Raw genomic sequence first — 15,130 nt, 5'->3', positions numbered from 1 at the left:
GTCCTTGGGGACCGTGTTGTTGGTGGCGACAACACCTGCGGCGAGACGCACACCTTCATGAAGGTCAACGCCAGTGGCGCGATCGTTCCGGACGTGACCTACACGAACCCGGCCGTCATGCCGACCGACAACCTGGAGGGCTTCGCGATCGCGCCGACGTCGACCTGCGTCAACGGCTTCCGCGAAGCGGTCTGGAGCGACGACGGCATCTACGGCTTCGGCTCCGGCAGCTCCTCCTACGGGCATGCCGTCTACAGCGGCACCTTCCCCTGTTGATCCCGCCGACCACGGGAGACGGCTCACGCACGGGGCCACCTCCAAGGTGAGGCGCCCCAGCAGTGCGCAGCGATGAAGCTCCTGGCAGACGGGGTGACGACCAAGTCCACCCGCTGACTGCCCGGAGCTTCGTCGTGCCTGCCCCCGGGCCGTGTTCGGCTCACCCGGACCGGCCCTGCGGCTGCTCTCACAACCGTGCGGCGCGACGGAACCCGGCAGCCGGGGCCCGTCGATGCCGCAGGGCCGCGACGTGGGCAGCGCGCACGACGCAGAGCTTCGCACCGGCCCGGCTGGTGCGAGTGTCCGTCACGGCCTTGGCGACGGCCCTGCGAGGAGGAGAGGAGAGGCCAAGACGGGCCGTCCGATTCGCCGTGACGGTCTGACCTCGCTTCACTGTCGCCGCGATGAGCGACTCCCGATCCCGGTCGGTCGGTTCACGGCGACGGAGCCGGCCGTGAACCGACCGACCGTCGCAGACCTCAGCGGCCGGCCGCCAGGCCGAGGGCGATGTCGACGATCATGTCCTCCTGGCCGCCGACCAGTCGTCGCCGGCCGCATTCCATCAAGATGTCCCGCACGTCGACTTCGTACCGCTGCGCGGCGGTCTCCGCGTGCCGCAGGAAGCTGGAATACACACCCGCGTAGCCCAGCGTGAGGGTTTCGCGGTCGACCCGGACCGGGCGGTCCTGCAGGGGGCGGACGATGCCGTCGGCGGCGTCCTGCAGTTTGAACAGGTCGCAGTTGTGCTTGAAACCCGACAGGTTCGCCACGGCGACGAAGGCCTCGATGGGGCAGTTGCCCGCGCCCGCTCCGTGTCCGGCGAGCGAGGCGTCGACGCGGTAGACGCCGTTCTCGACCGCGACCACCGAGTTGGCGACGGAGAGCGAGAGGTTCTCGTGGGCGTGGATGCCGATCTCTGTTGCCGGGTCGAGAATGTCGCGGTAGGCGCGCACCCGGGCGGCGACGTCGTTCATCGTCAGCCGGCCGCCGGAGTCGGTGACGTAGACGCACTGGGCGCCGTAGGACTCCATCAACTTTGCCTGCTCCGCGAGCTGTTCGGGCTCGGCCATGTGGGAGAGCATCAGGAAGCCGGAGACGTCCATGCCCAGCTCACGGGCGGCGGCGATGTGTTGCGCGGAGATGTCGGCCTCGGTGCAGTGGGTGGCCACCCGCACCGAGCGGACGCCGAGGTCGTAGGCGTGCTTCAACTCGTGGACGGTGCCCACACCCGGCAGCAGCAGCGTGGTGAGGCGGGCGTTCTTCAGGACCGAGGCGGCGGCCTCGATCCACTCCCAGTCGGTGTTCGAGCCCGGACCGTAGTTGAGCGAGCCGCCGGCGAGGCCGTCACCGTGGGCGACCTCGATCGCGTCGACGCCGGCCTCCTCCAGGGCCACGACGATGCGCTTGACGTCCTCGGTCGTGATGCGGTGCCGGACGGCGTGCATCCCGTCGCGGAGGGTGACATCCTGGACGAAGATCGGGGTGCTCACTTCGCGGCCTCCTTCGCGGCGGCGATCTTCTCGGCCATCTGCACCGCGGCCGAGGTCATGATGTCGAGGTTCCCGGCGTACGCCGGGAGGTACATGCCCGCGCCCTCGACCCTGAGGAAGACCGACACCTGGTGGGTCGGTCGTGCGGTCGCGTCGTCCGCCAGCAGCGTCTCGACGGGCTGGTCGGCCGGGATCTCGGTGATCTGGACGTCCTGGACCATCCGGTAGCCCGGGACGTACGCCGAGACCTCGGCGACCATCTTGCGGACCGACTCGGTGATCTGCGCCTTCACGGTCTCGCCGTCCTCGCCCTCGTCCAGGGTGACCAGCGCGAAGACCGTGTCACGCATCATCAGCGGCGGCTCGGCCGGGTTGAGGATGATGATCGCCTTGCCCCGCTGGGCGCCACCGACCCGCACGATCGCCGAGGAGGTCGTCTCGGTGAACTCGTCGATGTTGGCCCGGGTGCCGGGTCCGGCCGACCTGGCGGCGATCGAGGCGATGATCTCCGCGTACGCCACCGGGACGACCCGGCTGATCGAGGCCACGACCGGGATCGTCGCCTGGCCACCGCAGGTGACCATGTTGACGTTCGGCGCGTCGAGGTGCTCCTCGAGGTTGACCGCCGGGATGACGTACGGACCGATCGCGGCCGGCGTCAGGTCGATCATGCGGATGCCGAGCGGGCGCAGCTTCTCGTCGTTGTACGTGTGCGCACCGGCGGAGGTGGCGTCGAAGACGATGCCGATCTCGTCGATCAGCGGCGACTTCAGCAGCCCGTCCACGCCCTCGGCGGTGGTCTCGAACCCGAGGCGCGCGGCGCGGGCCAGACCGTCGGAGGCCGGGTCGATACCGACCATGACCCCCATCTCGAGGTGCTGCGCGGTGCGCATGATCTTGATCATCAGGTCGGTGCCGATATTGCCCGACCCGATGATGGCGACCTTGGTCTTGCTCATCGTCGTTCCTTACGAGGAGAAGCGGAGAAGTTGACCGACACCGTGCCGAGGCCGGTGACGGTGGCGTGGACGGCGGCGCCCGGCGTCACGGGACGCATGGGGCCGAGGGCACCGGAGAGGATGACCTGGCCCGCGCGGAGCGGCTCGCCCAGTTCGCGGGCCTGGCGGGCGAGCCAGACGACGGCGCCCACCGGGTCGCCGAGGCAGGCGGCGCCGCTGCCGGTGGAGACGGTCTTTCCGTCGACGGTCATGGCCATCTCGGCCGCGACGGCGTCGAAACCGGTGAGCGGGACGCGCTGCGCGCCGAGGACGTAACCGCCGGCCGAGGCGTTGTCGGCGACCGTGTCACCGAAGCTGATGTCCCAGTCGGCCACCCGGCTGCCGCAGATCTCGATCGCGGCGACGGCGTGGTCGATGGCTTCGCGCACCTGGGCGTCGTCGAGCGGTCCCTCGGCCAGGTCGGCCCCCAGCACGAAGGCGATCTCGGCCTCGACCCGCGGCTGGAGGATCGCGTCGCCAGGGACGACCGAGCCGTCGGCGTACTCCATGTCGTCGAAGAGGAAGCCGAGGTCGGGCTGGTCGACGCCGAGCTGCTGCTGCACGGCCGCGGAGGTGAGGCCGATCTTCCGGCCGACGACCGTGGCACCGGCCTCGATCCGCTCGGCGGCGAGCCGCTGCTGCACGGCGTACGCGGCCTCGACGTCGTCGCGCCCGATGAGATCGCGCACGGGGGCGGCGGGGATGCCGGTGGCAGCGGCCTCGCGGAGCCGGGCCGCTGCTGCGGCGATGCGGTCGGTGCCGACAGTGGTGTGGTTCTGGGGCATGTCGTCCAATCTGCGGCATGGGGCGCTCGAGCTCCACGACGGCGTTCCACTCAGCGGTACGCTCTTCTCCATGAAGGACAGCGACACCGTCCTGGGCAAGGCACTGGCGATCCTGCGCGCGTTCGGCCCGGCCGATTCCGTGCTGCCTCTCGCCGAGTTGGTGCGGCGTACCGGTCTGGCGAAGGGCACCGTCCATCGTGTGGCGGGGGACCTGGTCCACCACCGGCTGCTCGACAAGACCGACCACGGCTACCGGCTCTCCGGGGGCCTCTTCGAGCTCGGTCTGCGCGCCGCCACCGAACGCACCCTGCTGGAGCTGGCGATGCCGTTTCTGCAGGATCTGTACGAACGCACCCACGAGACGGTGCACCTCGGCGTGCTCGAGGGCCATGAGGTCGTCTACCTCGCCAAGATCGGCGGACACCGCCAGGCCAAGGCGCCCTCCCGCACCGGCGGACGGATGCCGGTCCACTGCACGGCGATCGGCAAGGTGCTGCTGGCCCACGCCGGCGAGGACGAGCAGGCCGCCGTGCTGACCGCCCCGCTCGAACGCCGCACGCCGCACACCGTGATCGCCCCGGGCCTGCTGCGCCGGCAGCTCGTGAACGCGGTCGAGACAGGCATCGCCTACGAGATCGAGGAGTCCACACCGGGCCTGCTCTGCGTCGCCGCGCCGGTCCTCACCCCCGACGGCCGGACAGTGGTCGCCGCCATCAGCGTGACCGGCCCGGTCGGACGTTTCCGCCCCGAATCCCATGCGAACGCCGTGCGCGCCGCGGCCACGGCCCTCGGCTCCACCCTCGCCCGCCGGCGCCCCTGAAACGCCGGGGCCGGGTGTGACGCCGATCGCGTCACACCCGGCCCGGTTCGGGGCACGCGGGTGGTCAGGCCGCCGGCTCCTCGACGGCCGCCGAGGAGAGCGGGATCGGCGTGAACATCTCGGGCTCCTCGTCCGGCGTCAGCGCGGTCGGACCGTACACCCAGTCGGTGAAGGCGTAGTCGTAGATGTCCCGCGCCCGCATGATCGCGTTGCGCTGGAGCCGGGCCTCCCCGTCGAGATGCCACAGCCGGCCCCAGGCACGGGCCGTCGTCTGCACCCGGCGGCAGTGCTCCACCCGGACCGCCTCGTAGGCGGCCAGCGCGCCGTCCCACTCCGGCTCGACGCCCGCCGGGGCGGCCTCGGCCGGCCGGGCGTAGTGCCGGGCGAGCACCCAGCCGTCCTCGATCGCCATGATCGCGCCCTGCGCCATGTACTGGAGCGGCGGGTGCGCGGCGTCGCCGAGCAGGACGATCCGGCCGTGCACCCAGGTCTCGATCGGGTCGCGGTCGAACATCCGCCACCAGCGGTCCCGCCACATCAGCGGGATGCCCTTGCGCACGGTGTCACAGCTGCCCTCGAAGGCCGCGTCCAGCTCGTCCGGGGTGCCCCAGTCCTCCTGGCCGGCGAGGGCCTTGGGCGACTCGAACACCGCGACCTGGTTGAACATCTCGCCGCCGCGCAGGGCGTACTGGACGAAGTGGCGGTGGGGGCCGACGTAGACGGTGACGTCCTTCTCCGCGATGCCGTTGTCCGTGACCTGCTCCATCGGGACGGCGGCGCGGTAGGCGACGTAGGAGGAGCTGACCACGTCGTCGCCGATCAGCTGACGGCGGGCCACTGAGTTCAGTCCGTCGGCGGCGATGACCAGCGGAGCGGACTCCACCCGTCCGTCCTCGAGACGCACTTGGGCACCGCCGTCGACGTTCTCGTAGCCGACGACGACCTGGTCGTTCAGCAGCTCGACACCGGCGCGCTCGCAGGCGCGCAGGAAGATGCCGTGCAGGTCGCTGCGGTGGATGACCATGTACGGGAAGCCGTAGCGGCGTTCGAGGTCGCGCAGGTCGAGCCGGGTCAGCACCTGAGAGTCGAGCGCGTCCCGCATCACCATGTTCTCCGGGACGACGCCCAGCGACTTGGCCTCGTCGAGCAGGCCGTACTCGGCGAGGATACGGGTGCAGTTGGGGGCGATCTGCAGGCCGGCGCCGACCTCACCGTACTCCGGGGCCTGTTCGAGGACGCGTACGCGCAGTCCCTGGCGGGACAGGGCGTAGGCGGTGCTGAGGCCGCCGATGCCGCCGCCGACCACCAGGACGTCGGGCTGTCCGGCAGGGGTGGGTTCTGTGTTCATGTGCTGTTCCTTCAGTGGGGCAGGCCCCGGATCAGAGCCAGGCGCCCAGCGCGGGGGCGGGGGAGCCGTCCGCGGTGCGCAGGTCGGTGTGGCGTCCGGTGAGGTAGGCCGCGATGTCGTGCAGTTCGCCGGTGACCGGGACGGGCTCGCCGTCGCCCGGCAGTTCCCAGGTGGCGCCGGTGGCCGAGGCCCGCAGGGTCACGGCCGGGCCGGGGGCCGCGGCACGCTTGCCGGCGACGTCGTCGCACAGGGCGGCGAGGAAGCCGGCCGGCAGGTCGGCGAAGGAGAGGCCGGTCAGCAGGTCGACGGCGTGGACGCACACCTCGCGGGAGCGCATCCAGGGCAGTTCGGTGGCGGGGACGGTCCGGCCCTGGGCGGTGACGACCTCGTGCCGCCACTGTTCCTCGCCGAGCTCGTCCATCCGCGCCTCCAGCGCGTCCGCGGAGCGGCGCAGCCAGGCGGTCAGCCGGCCGGCCGGCAGAGCGCGGCCGCGTACGATGCCGGCGGCGCGTTCCGCGGGCGAGGCGTACATCGGGGTGGGCTCGCCGGTGGCGGCCCAGTGGACCAGGTTGGACAGGGCCTCGGCGTTGGCGGCGACATGCGCGGCGACGTGGGCACGGGTCCAGCCGGGCAGCGCGCTGGGCGCGGCGTAGCCGGCGTCGTCGAGCCCGGCGACGGCATCAAAGGTCAGTTCGGCGCCGATCAGGGCCCACCGACGGGCGTCGGCGAAGGTCCGTGCGGTGTCCGTCACGCTTCGACCACCTTGTTGGTGCAGGCCCCGAGGCCGGCGATCTCGGTGACCACGGTCTGGCCGGGGAGCAGGAAGACCTTGGGGTCGCGGGCGTTGCCGACGCCGGCCGGGGTGCCGGTGGCGATGATGTCGCCCGGGTTCAGGGTGATGACGGTGGAGATGTACTGGACCAGGAAGACCGGATCGAACAGCAGCGTGCCGGTGTCGTCCTGCTGCATGACCTGGCCGTCGACGACCGTCTTCACCTCGAGCGAGGGGCGCACGCCGCCGACCTCGTCGGGGGTGACGACGTAGGGGCCGACCGGGGTGGAGGCCTCCCAGATCTTGCCCTGGGTCCACTCGATGGTGCGGAACTGCCAGTCGCGCACCGAGATGTCGTTCATGACGGTGAAGCCGGCGATGGCGTCGGCGGCCTGCCGCTCGTCGGCGCGGCGCACCTTCTCGCCGATCACGACGGCCAGCTCGACCTCCCAGTCGAGCGCGTCGGTCTCGGCCGGCTTGACGATGTCGTCGCCCGCGCCCAGCAGGGTCTCGGCGAACTTCGGGAAGAGGGTCGGGTAGCTCGGCAGCTCCCGGCCCATCTCCTTGATGTGGTTCGTGTAGTTGTGGCCGACGCAGACCACCTTGGACGGGCGGGGGACGACCGGCGCGAAGTCCGCGCCCTCGACCGGGTAGGTGGTACCGGAGGCGGCGGCGGCCTCGGCCTGCCAGTCGGCCGCGGCGAACAGTTCCCCCAGGTCGGCGTACCCGAGGTCGACCAGGAGGTCGCCGTCGAGGCGGACCGCCCGGGTGCCGGCGGCGGTGCGGAGGGTGGCGAGCTTCATGGTCAGGCGTCCTTCTGGGTGCGGTGGAGCTTGAGCGCCTCGAAGACGGGTGCGTCGGAGAAGCGGAAGAGGTCGAGGGCGCCGGAGTCGGAGTCGGTCGTACCGGCCTCGGACCGGGCGGAGAACGGCTCCCAGGACGGGACGACGAACAGGTCGCCACGGGTCACCGTCCAGGACTTCTCCCCGACGGTCACCACACCGGCGCCGTCGAAGACCTGGTAGACGGAGGAGCCGGTCTCGCGCACGGGCGCGGTCTCGGCGCCGCGGGCGATGCGGTGGAACTCGGCGCGGACGGTCGGCAGCACGTCGGAGCCGTCGTGCGGGTTGGCGTAGCGCACCGCGGCGTGGCCGGTCTCGACGGTGCCGCCGAACCCCTCCTTCTCCAGCAGGAGTTGGTCGCGCAGGGCGGCGTCGGTGTACTCCCACTTGTACGACAGCAGCGGGCTGCCCGGGGTGGCCGGGGCGGCCGACAGCGGGCGCAGGCCGGGGTGGCCCCACAGACGCTCGGAGCGCGACCGCTCGGGGGTGATCCGCTCGGCGTCGCTGCTTTCGTCGCGGCCGAACTCGAAGAACTGCGCCTCGGTGACGTACTGGAACGGGATGTCCAGGCCGTCGATCCAGGCCATCGGTTCGGAGGTGGCGTTGTGGTGGGCGTGCCAGTTCCAGCCGGCCTGCGGGAGGAAGTCGCCGCGGTTCATCGGCACCGGATCGCCGCCGACGACCGTCCACACGCCCGAGCCCTCGACGACGAAGCGGAAGGCGTGCTGGGTGTGCCGGTGCTCGGGGGCGTCCTCACCGGGCATCAGGTACTGGATCGCCGCCCACAGCGTCGGGGTGGCGAAGGGCCGCCCGCCCAGGGAGGGGTTGGCCAGTGCGATGGCCCGTCGCTCGCCGCCGCGGCCGACCGGCACGAGGTCGCCGGCCTGTGCGGCCAGTTCCCGCAACCGTTCCCAGCGCCACAGGTGCGGTACGGCGCGCGAGCGCGGATGGGCCGGCATCAGGTCGCCGATCTCGGTCCACAGCGGGACGAGCAGTTCCTGTTCGAAGCCCCGGTACAGCTCCGTGAGAGCCGGGGTGACCTCGGGCTGCCCCTTTGCGGAGACGGCCTGCAGCCGCACGGGAGAGCCCGAGGTGGTGTCGTGGGCGAGGGAGGAGTGAGTCACAAGCGCAAGCGTGCGCCGTTTCCCTCTGGAGAACATGTAGATTCTGTAGAGCAGAACAACCACGGGGAGCACGCCATGGACAAGCCGCTCAAGACCCCGCCGCCCTACCCCATCGCCAGCGTGGACCACGCACTGCGGGCGGCGACCATCCTGCAGTTGGAGGGCGGCGCGAGCGTGTCGCAGATCGCCGAACGGCTGGGCGTCGCGAGGTCGACCGCGCACCGGATCCTGGCGATGCTGGTGTACCGGGACTTCGCCGTCCAGGGCGAGGACCGCGTCTACCGCGCGGGCCCGGTGCTGGAACTCGCCTCGCACTCCCAGTCCCTGGTCTCACGGCTGCGGGCCGCGGCCCTCCCGCATCTGCAACGCGTCGTCGACCTGCTGGACGAGACGGCGAACCTGATCGTGCGCACCGGGGACACCGTGCGGTTCATCGCCAGCGTGGAGTGCCGGCAGGCGCTTCGGGTCGGCTCCCGGGAGGGCATGGTGTTCCCGGCCCACCGCACCACGGCGGGGCTGCTGCTGCTCGCCGAGCTCTCTGACGAGGAGTTGGACGAGGTGTATGCCGAGCGGTCCCGGGAGCGTCCGTCCGACCGCCCGGATCCCGACCGGTTGCGGGCGGAGCTGCGGCGGTTGCGGCGCAACGGGTTCGCCGTCAACCGGGGGCGGTCCGAACGAGGTCTGGTCGCCGTCGGCGTACCGGTGCGCGACCGGGACGGCACCGCGCTGGCCGGTCTGTCGGTGTCGCTGCCCAGCGTGCGCTACGACCCGCACCGCCTGCGGTCTCTGGTCGCCACCCTGGACGCGGCGGCGCACGCCCTTGAGCAGGACCTCGCAGAGGAGAGCTCCTGACAAGCAGAGGAGAGCTCCTGACAAGCGGGCGGGCCTGTACGACGCCGCCGGCGCGGCGGTGTCGTACAGGCCCTTCTCGGCCGTTCGGCCCGTTGCTCAGTTGTTGGCGACGAAGTCGGTGACCAGCCGGTTGAACTCGTCGGCGTGCTCGATCATCGCCCAGTGGCCGCAGTGGTTGAGCACCAACAGGCGGCTGTTCGGGATGTTCGCCAGCAGGAACAGCGAGGTCTCGTAGGAGACGACGCGGTCGTCGCGGCCGTGGATCAGCAGGGTCGGCACCTGGATCGTCGGCAGCAGATCCGGCTTGACCCACTTCGGCAGCGGGGCGCCCTGGGGCAGGCCCTCCACGTAGTTGCGCAGGTGCTCCGGGCGGGCGAGCGCGGCGTCCGAACGGGCCTGGCACAGCTCGGGGGTGGCGAACCGGGCCTTGTCGTAGACCATGATCTCGACGAGCCGGCGCATGTTCTCCGCACTGGCGTCGCGGTAGGCCTCGATCAGGACCTTGAGGCCCTCGGACGGGCCGTCACCGGCGCCGAAGAGGGTCGGCAGCCGCATGCCGACCGGCGGGCCCATGGTGACCAGGTGGGAGATCCGCTCGGGGTGCTCGGTGGCGAGGCGGATCGCGGTCTGGCCGCCCATCGAGTTGCCGACGAAGGCGGCCTTGTCGATGTCGAGGGCGTCCATGAACTGGATCGCGGCCTCGACGTGGTCGAGCCGGTCGACCGTGGCGGCGTCCGACTCGCCCCAGCCGGGCATGTCGACCGCGTACACGTGGAAGTGCTCGGCCAGGGCCTCGATGTTGCCGGAGAAGTTGCTCCAGCCGGTGGCGCCCGGGCCGCTGCCGTGCAGCAGGATGACCGGGTGGCCGGAGCCCGCCTCGTAGTAGCGGAGCTTCCAGTCGGCGGTCTCGACGATGCGGGCGATGTCCTGCGGGTCGATGCTCATCAGTGGTTCTCTCCCATCGGGTTCGGCGCGGCGGCGAGCAGGCCGGCGACGATGCCCGGGGGTCGGTGGCCCCAGCTGTGCAGCCGGTCGAGCGTCTTCACCTCCCAGGTCTCGTCGTCGATGATCAGCCCGCCCCAGCCGTACTCGATGCTGAAGCCGGACGGCGTGAGGACGTAGAAGCTGAACATGTGGTCGTTCGGGTGCATGCCGAGCGTCATCTCGAACGGCTGCTTGGCGTCCATGCACCGGTCGTAGGCCAGGCCGACGTCGCGGATGTCGGTGACCTCGACCATGAAGTGATGGGTCTTCTTCGGCGACGGCAGGTCGCCGAAGGCGACGGTGTGGTGGCGGCCGTTGCAGTGCAGGAAGATCAGGTCGGCGACGACGCCCGGGGCGAGCTCCTCGACGATGATGTCGCTGATCTTGAAGCCGAGCAGGTCGAGGTAGAAGCCCAGGTAGGTCTCCCGGGAGACGCCGTGGGCCAGCAGCACCTGGTGGCCTGCGCCGCCGGCACCGGTGACGAAGCCGCCGAGCAGCGACGCGGACTCGAACGGCGTGGCGGCGTCGGCCAGGCCGTCGACCAGCTCGATCCGGTTGCCCATCGGGTCGGCGGTGACGAAGATCCGGTCCACCTTGCGGGCGGCGGAGAGAGCCTCGTCGCCCTCGGTGACCTCGACGCCGGCCGCACGCAGCCTCTCGGCCAGCGCGTCGAGCGCCTGCGCGTCCTCGACCTCGTAACCGGTGGCCACCAGGTCGTCGGCCGGGCCCTCGTTGACGACCCAGCGGTGGGCCTTCTCGTCGGTACGCAGCGTGAACCCGTTCCCGGTCTTCTCGCCGAGCTGCATGCCGAGCAGGGTGACACCGAAGTGCTCCCAGTCGGCGAGGCTGCTCACCTCGTAGACGACGTATCCGAGCTCCTTGACACCAGACAAGTCCTTCTCCTTCTCGGCAGACGTTTCGCCCGCTTCTGCGCGGGCTTTTGCGCGGGGTGGTGGGGTTACGGCCCGCTGTCAGACGGCGGGGACGGCGAGGCCGTGGGTGTCGGCGGCGGCGACGAACCTGTCCGGACGGACCGCGATGACACGGGCGCCGTACCGGCGCATCCAGGGCAGGACGACCTCGTCCAGGTCGACCAGTTCGTCCGGCCCCTGGGTGTGCGAGGTCTTCGGGCGTACCGCGCGGTAGTGGGCCCCGAGCTCGTCCCAGCCGGCCTTCTCCTCGGCCGACAGCAGCGTCGCCGGGTCGACGTCGTCGCCGAGCAGCACGAAGTGGTGGCCGAGGTGATCGTCCAGGCGGGCCATCCGGCCGGCGGTGTCACCGGTGATCGGCTGCGGGATCATGCGACCGATGACGCTGGCGTCACCGCTCTCGCCACGGATCCAGCCACCCGCCAGTACCGGCGGAGCGGTGAGCGGCGGCTCGAACGGGGTGACCGTGTTCTCGGGCACCGCGTTCATCGCGGCCTGCTCCTCCTCGGAGACCTCCTGCTTGATCACCCGGCCGAGGCCGACCGCGAGGCCGGTGTAGAAGACGGCGTTGGGGCGCCGCTCCGCCTCGTAGGTGTCCAGCCAGCTCTCGGGCAGCTCGCCCTTGAGCACGCGGGCGAGTTTCCAGCCCAGGTTGTGAGCGTCGCGCATGCCGGTCTGCATGCCGGCGCCGGCCCACGGCGGCATCAGGTGGGCCGCGTCCCCGGCCAGGAACACCCGTCCCCGGCGGAAGGTGTCGGCCATCCGGACGTGGTGCTGGTAGAAGGCGTGCTGGTGGATCTCGACATCGTCCTCGGAAACGCCGAGCGCCTTGAGCAGAGGCCATATCTCGGCGCTCGTGGGGTAGTCCGCCGGGGTCTCGTCGGGCTTGAGCGGGATCTCCCACCGGTGGTTGCCCGCGGACAGGGCGATGTCGACGACCGGGCGCTCCTTGTCGGACCAGAAGGTCAGGAAGTCGCGGTCGGGCCACCAGCGCTTGACGTGACAGTCGACGACCACCCAGGTGACGTCGTCGGTGTCGCCCAGCAGATTGCAGCCGATCCGGCCGCGGGTGGCGCTGCTGCCGCCGTCGGCGCCGATCGCGTACCGGGCGCGGGTGGTGCGGGTCGCTCCGTCGGCGGTCGAGGTGACGGTGACGCCGTCGGTGTCCTGCTCGATGCCGGTGACCTCGTCGCCGTAGTGGACGGTGACCAGGTCGTCGTACCGCTCCTGGACGGCCGCGCGCAGTTCGGCCTCCATCGTCGGCTGGTAGATGTTGTAGAAGCGCGGAGTGCGGCCCAGGGTGGACGCCGGGTGCTCGATCCGCATGATCTCCGTGCGGTCGTAGGTCATCCAGCGCAGGGCCCGCTGCGGGTCGATCACTTTGTCGATCCGCTCGTCGATGCCGAGGTCCTGGAAGATCCGCATCGTCCAGTCGTTGACCGTCACGGCACGTGCCCGGGGGTAGATGTCCCGGTCCCGTTCGAACGCGACGGCGGAGACGCCGTATCTGGCAAGGGTGAGTGCGGCGATCACACCGGTCGGGCCGTAGCCGACAATCGCGACATCCGCGTCGTATCTCTTGGTCATGCGCTGGCTCCGTGGGTCAGGCTCGAACGCAAAGGCAGAAAGTTTTGGACCGATCGGTCGGTACATTTTGAAGGTAGCAGCGCCCCTCCGCAGCCCGTCAAGAGATTCCGGACAGGGATTTCCCGCATGACCGAGACCCGGTCCCGGTGGCGGGACCCGGTGATCGGCCCTGGTGGGAAGCGCACCCGTGCGTCGCCTACACTCCGGAACGTGGAGATGATCGAGCCGCCCGCGCCGGAGACACGCACCAACCGCCGCGGCCGCCGGTCACGGCAGGAGATCCTTGACGCGGCCGCCCGCGTGATGTCCGTACGCGGCTATGCCGGAACCTCGATGTCGGCTCTCGCCAAGGAGACCGGCCTGCCGAAGAGCGCCTTCTACCACCACTTCGAATCCAAGGCGGGACTGCTCTCGGCCGTCATGGAACAGGGCGCGCACGGCTTCTTCGACGCCATGCGCGAAGCCCATCGCAACCCCCCGAAGGACGGCACCCCCCGCGAGCGGCTCCGCTGGTACCTGCGCCGGACCGGCGACGTCATGGAGAACGGCGAGGAGTTCCTGCGCCTGCTGCTCGTGCTGGTGATGAGCCGCGAGGCGGCAGAGGCGCCCGAGGCCCTGCAGACCGTGATCGCGGTCCGCGACGAGGGGCGCGCCTACATGGCGCACATGATCCGTTCGTCCTTCCAGAGCGCGGGCGAAGAGACCGCCGACAAGATCGCGGAGGCCCTCGCCCCCTTCGGAATGGCCGGCTACGACGGCGCGTTCGTCGCCCTGCAGTCCGAAGGCGGCAAGCCCGTCTCAGCATGGATGGATCAACTCGCCGACTCCATCGCGGCGCTCGGCGCGGCAATCATCGCCGCCGACTGACGAGGCCGCGACCCGCACCGGTGACGCTGGTCCCGCAGCGGGTCCGCACCGCCCGGACGCCGGGCCTCTCGCCCGCGCCGACGATCCCGGGGAAGCGTGGTCCACAGGCGCGCCTTCCAGGCTCAGGGCCGGATCGCTGCCGCCCGGTTCGAGGACCGAGCGGGCCGGGCTCAACGCGGCGCCGAGGAACCCGGTTCCGCGTCCTGTCCCCTCAGCCCTCTGCGGCGTACGGCCACCGAGTTCTCCCGGCAGTGACCCGGGAGCCCCGAAGGGCGCTTGCGACGGTCGACGGAGAAGTGAGGCCCAGCGCGGGGTTGTCCTTACCGTCCCGCATGTGGTCGAGCCGGCGTTCGTACCAGCTCAGGAAGTCCTGGGCCGAGGAGACGTTCGCCTGCCAGAAGCCGTCTCCATTGCCGGTCGGCACCCATCGAGTGACTGCGCTGCGCCTGGTACGGCGCCTTCGCCGACTTGCAGCGTGTGCGCGAGATACGCGACTCCATCGGAGGAACTCTTCTCTCGTCTGCCGCCGCTCTACCGGCGCCTGAACGAGACCTCCGAGTGTCTGGAGAACCGTCGAGCCGTGGGTCGACGGCGTGGACGACCGACAAGTCCGGGACGGAATACCACTCGGTGCTGTCCGCCACCACCACACCGCACAGAACGCACAGCTCGGGCAAGGCCTCGTCCTCGTCGCCGGCATCCGGCTCGCCGCGGTCCGTCACACCACCTGTCTGCCGCCCGACGCGAGCCGGCACAGCCCGACGCGCAAGGCGTCGACGGTTGCGACGGTTCCGGCGCATCCGCCGGAACCGTCGACGCAATGCCCCGCACTGACTTGCAGCCGACGTTCAAAACACCTACCGAACGAGATCGACGTACTGCTGCGGGAGCTCCTCGGGCGACAGCTTCGTGATGCTCGCCGGCCCCGTGCTGTAGGAATCCTCGCCCTGAATCAATCCGTTCTCGTCGACCGGCCACAGCAGCAGCTGGCGGTGCACGATGAGGTAGTCGGCGGATTCGTCGTCGACCGGGAATCCAAGCTGCGCCGCGTACGAGCCGGGATAGAGCTGCCTCAGGAATCCCTCGGTCACCAGGCAGTGATCGTCGAGAACCAGCCGGTCGAGGGCGTATTCAAGGACGTTGCTCCGGGACGCGACGAAGTCCGAGTAGAACGTTCGCACACCGTCGGTGCCTTTCGGTCCGACGTCGTTTCCCCCGGACCAGAAGTGGTACGCGGGGGTGGGGCTCAGGGTCGCCATCAGCCGGTCGAGGTCCGCTGCCGCCTCGGCCTTCATATGTTCGATGACAGCTTTCAGTACCACCCGGTGCCGTTCGTCCGTCGTGATTGCAAGACGTTCCTCAAGCGGCGCCCATGTGCGAGTCGGGTCGATAACGGGCATGAATTGAGCTCCTGTTCCGTCGCGGGGATGGGACTTTGTGCCCGACGGTCGACGCG

General features: G+C 70.6%; 16 protein-coding genes. 4 read left to right on the top strand and 12 right to left on the bottom strand.

Annotation, left to right across the window (positions count from 1 at the left end):
• Positions 1 to 57 precede the first annotated feature (57 nt).
• Positions 58 to 276, top strand: coding sequence for a hypothetical protein (locus ACWD5D_RS37375; protein ID WP_451377255.1), 219 nt, complete (start codon positions 58 to 60; stop codon positions 274 to 276).
• A 479-nt stretch (positions 277 to 755) separates the two neighbouring features.
• On the opposite strand, the gene dmpG is transcribed toward ACWD5D_RS37375, so the two are convergent.
• From dmpG to ACWD5D_RS37360, 3 genes are read right to left on the bottom strand one after another with little or no spacing between them, the layout of a single operon-like run.
• Positions 756 to 1,766, bottom strand: coding sequence for a 4-hydroxy-2-oxovalerate aldolase (dmpG, locus tag ACWD5D_RS37370; RefSeq protein WP_451377254.1), 1,011 nt, complete (start codon positions 1,764 to 1,766; stop codon positions 756 to 758).
• Positions 1,763 to 2,725 (bottom strand): acetaldehyde dehydrogenase (acetylating), encoded by a 963-nt coding sequence (locus ACWD5D_RS37365; RefSeq protein WP_451377253.1) that lies wholly within the window; start codon positions 2,723 to 2,725, stop codon positions 1,763 to 1,765. Before ACWD5D_RS37365 ends, dmpG begins: the two co-directional genes overlap by 4 nt.
• Positions 2,722 to 3,549, bottom strand: coding sequence for a 2-keto-4-pentenoate hydratase (locus ACWD5D_RS37360; RefSeq protein ID WP_451377252.1), 828 nt, complete (start codon positions 3,547 to 3,549; stop codon positions 2,722 to 2,724). Before ACWD5D_RS37360 ends, ACWD5D_RS37365 begins: the two co-directional genes overlap by 4 nt.
• A gap of 70 nt (positions 3,550 to 3,619) precedes the next feature.
• Between ACWD5D_RS37360 and ACWD5D_RS37355 the strand changes: the two genes are divergently transcribed.
• The gene (locus tag ACWD5D_RS37355; protein ID WP_451377251.1) at positions 3,620 to 4,369 is read left to right on the top strand and encodes an IclR family transcriptional regulator; all 750 of its coding nucleotides are present in this window, start codon (positions 3,620 to 3,622) and stop codon (positions 4,367 to 4,369) included.
• A gap of 64 nt (positions 4,370 to 4,433) precedes the next feature.
• Here the strand turns inward: ACWD5D_RS37355 and ACWD5D_RS37350 are convergent, their stop codons facing one another.
• The 4 genes from ACWD5D_RS37350 to ACWD5D_RS37335 are packed head-to-tail and all read right to left on the bottom strand — an operon-like array spanning position 4,434 to position 8,455.
• The gene (locus tag ACWD5D_RS37350) at positions 4,434 to 5,717 is read right to left on the bottom strand and encodes an FAD-dependent oxidoreductase (RefSeq protein ID WP_451377250.1); all 1,284 of its coding nucleotides are present in this window, start codon (positions 5,715 to 5,717) and stop codon (positions 4,434 to 4,436) included.
• A 31-nt stretch (positions 5,718 to 5,748) separates the two neighbouring features.
• A complete protein-coding gene (locus tag ACWD5D_RS37345) occupies positions 5,749 to 6,468 on the bottom strand; it encodes a maleylpyruvate isomerase family mycothiol-dependent enzyme (protein ID WP_451377249.1) in 720 nt (239 codons plus the stop codon).
• The gene (locus ACWD5D_RS37340; protein WP_451377248.1) at positions 6,465 to 7,292 is read right to left on the bottom strand and encodes a fumarylacetoacetate hydrolase family protein; all 828 of its coding nucleotides are present in this window, start codon (positions 7,290 to 7,292) and stop codon (positions 6,465 to 6,467) included. Before ACWD5D_RS37340 ends, ACWD5D_RS37345 begins: the two co-directional genes overlap by 4 nt.
• A 2-nt stretch (positions 7,293 to 7,294) precedes the next feature.
• A complete protein-coding gene (locus tag ACWD5D_RS37335) occupies positions 7,295 to 8,455 on the bottom strand; it encodes a cupin domain-containing protein (protein WP_451377247.1) in 1,161 nt (386 codons plus the stop codon).
• A gap of 75 nt (positions 8,456 to 8,530) precedes the next feature.
• Here ACWD5D_RS37335 and ACWD5D_RS37330 point away from each other — a divergent pair, with 75 nt between their 5' ends.
• Positions 8,531 to 9,307: an IclR family transcriptional regulator gene (locus ACWD5D_RS37330; protein WP_451377246.1), complete on the top strand. Its 777-nt coding sequence runs from the start codon at positions 8,531 to 8,533 to the stop codon at positions 9,305 to 9,307.
• A 96-nt stretch (positions 9,308 to 9,403) separates the two neighbouring features.
• On the opposite strand, the gene ACWD5D_RS37325 is transcribed toward ACWD5D_RS37330, so the two are convergent.
• The 3 genes from ACWD5D_RS37325 to ACWD5D_RS37315 form a co-directional block, all read right to left on the bottom strand.
• On the bottom strand, positions 9,404 to 10,252 hold the full coding sequence (locus ACWD5D_RS37325; protein ID WP_451377245.1) for an alpha/beta fold hydrolase: 849 nt from the start codon (positions 10,250 to 10,252) through the stop codon (positions 9,404 to 9,406).
• A complete protein-coding gene (locus tag ACWD5D_RS37320; protein WP_451377244.1) occupies positions 10,252 to 11,184 on the bottom strand; it encodes a VOC family protein in 933 nt (310 codons plus the stop codon). Before ACWD5D_RS37320 ends, ACWD5D_RS37325 begins: the two co-directional genes overlap by 1 nt.
• A 78-nt stretch (positions 11,185 to 11,262) precedes the next feature.
• The gene (locus ACWD5D_RS37315) at positions 11,263 to 12,807 is read right to left on the bottom strand and encodes an FAD-dependent monooxygenase (protein WP_451377243.1); all 1,545 of its coding nucleotides are present in this window, start codon (positions 12,805 to 12,807) and stop codon (positions 11,263 to 11,265) included.
• A 216-nt stretch (positions 12,808 to 13,023) separates the two neighbouring features.
• On the opposite strand from ACWD5D_RS37315, the gene ACWD5D_RS37310 reads away from it, so the two are divergent.
• Positions 13,024 to 13,674, top strand: coding sequence for a TetR/AcrR family transcriptional regulator (locus ACWD5D_RS37310; RefSeq protein ID WP_451377273.1), 651 nt, complete (start codon positions 13,024 to 13,026; stop codon positions 13,672 to 13,674).
• 211 nt (positions 13,675 to 13,885) lie between these two features.
• Here ACWD5D_RS37310 and ACWD5D_RS37305 read toward each other — a convergent pair whose 3' ends face one another.
• Positions 13,886 to 14,098, bottom strand: a complete 213-nt coding sequence (locus ACWD5D_RS37305) for a hypothetical protein (RefSeq protein WP_451377242.1) — start codon at positions 14,096 to 14,098, stop codon at positions 13,886 to 13,888.
• Between the two features lie 433 nt (positions 14,099 to 14,531).
• Positions 14,532 to 15,074, bottom strand: a complete 543-nt coding sequence (locus ACWD5D_RS37300) for a hypothetical protein (RefSeq protein WP_451377241.1) — start codon at positions 15,072 to 15,074, stop codon at positions 14,532 to 14,534.
• Between the last annotated feature and the right edge of the window lie 56 nt (positions 15,075 to 15,130).

This window comes from Streptomyces sp. NPDC002520 (assembly GCF_053595235.1).
This window is presented reverse-complemented; position numbering and strand designations above follow the sequence as displayed.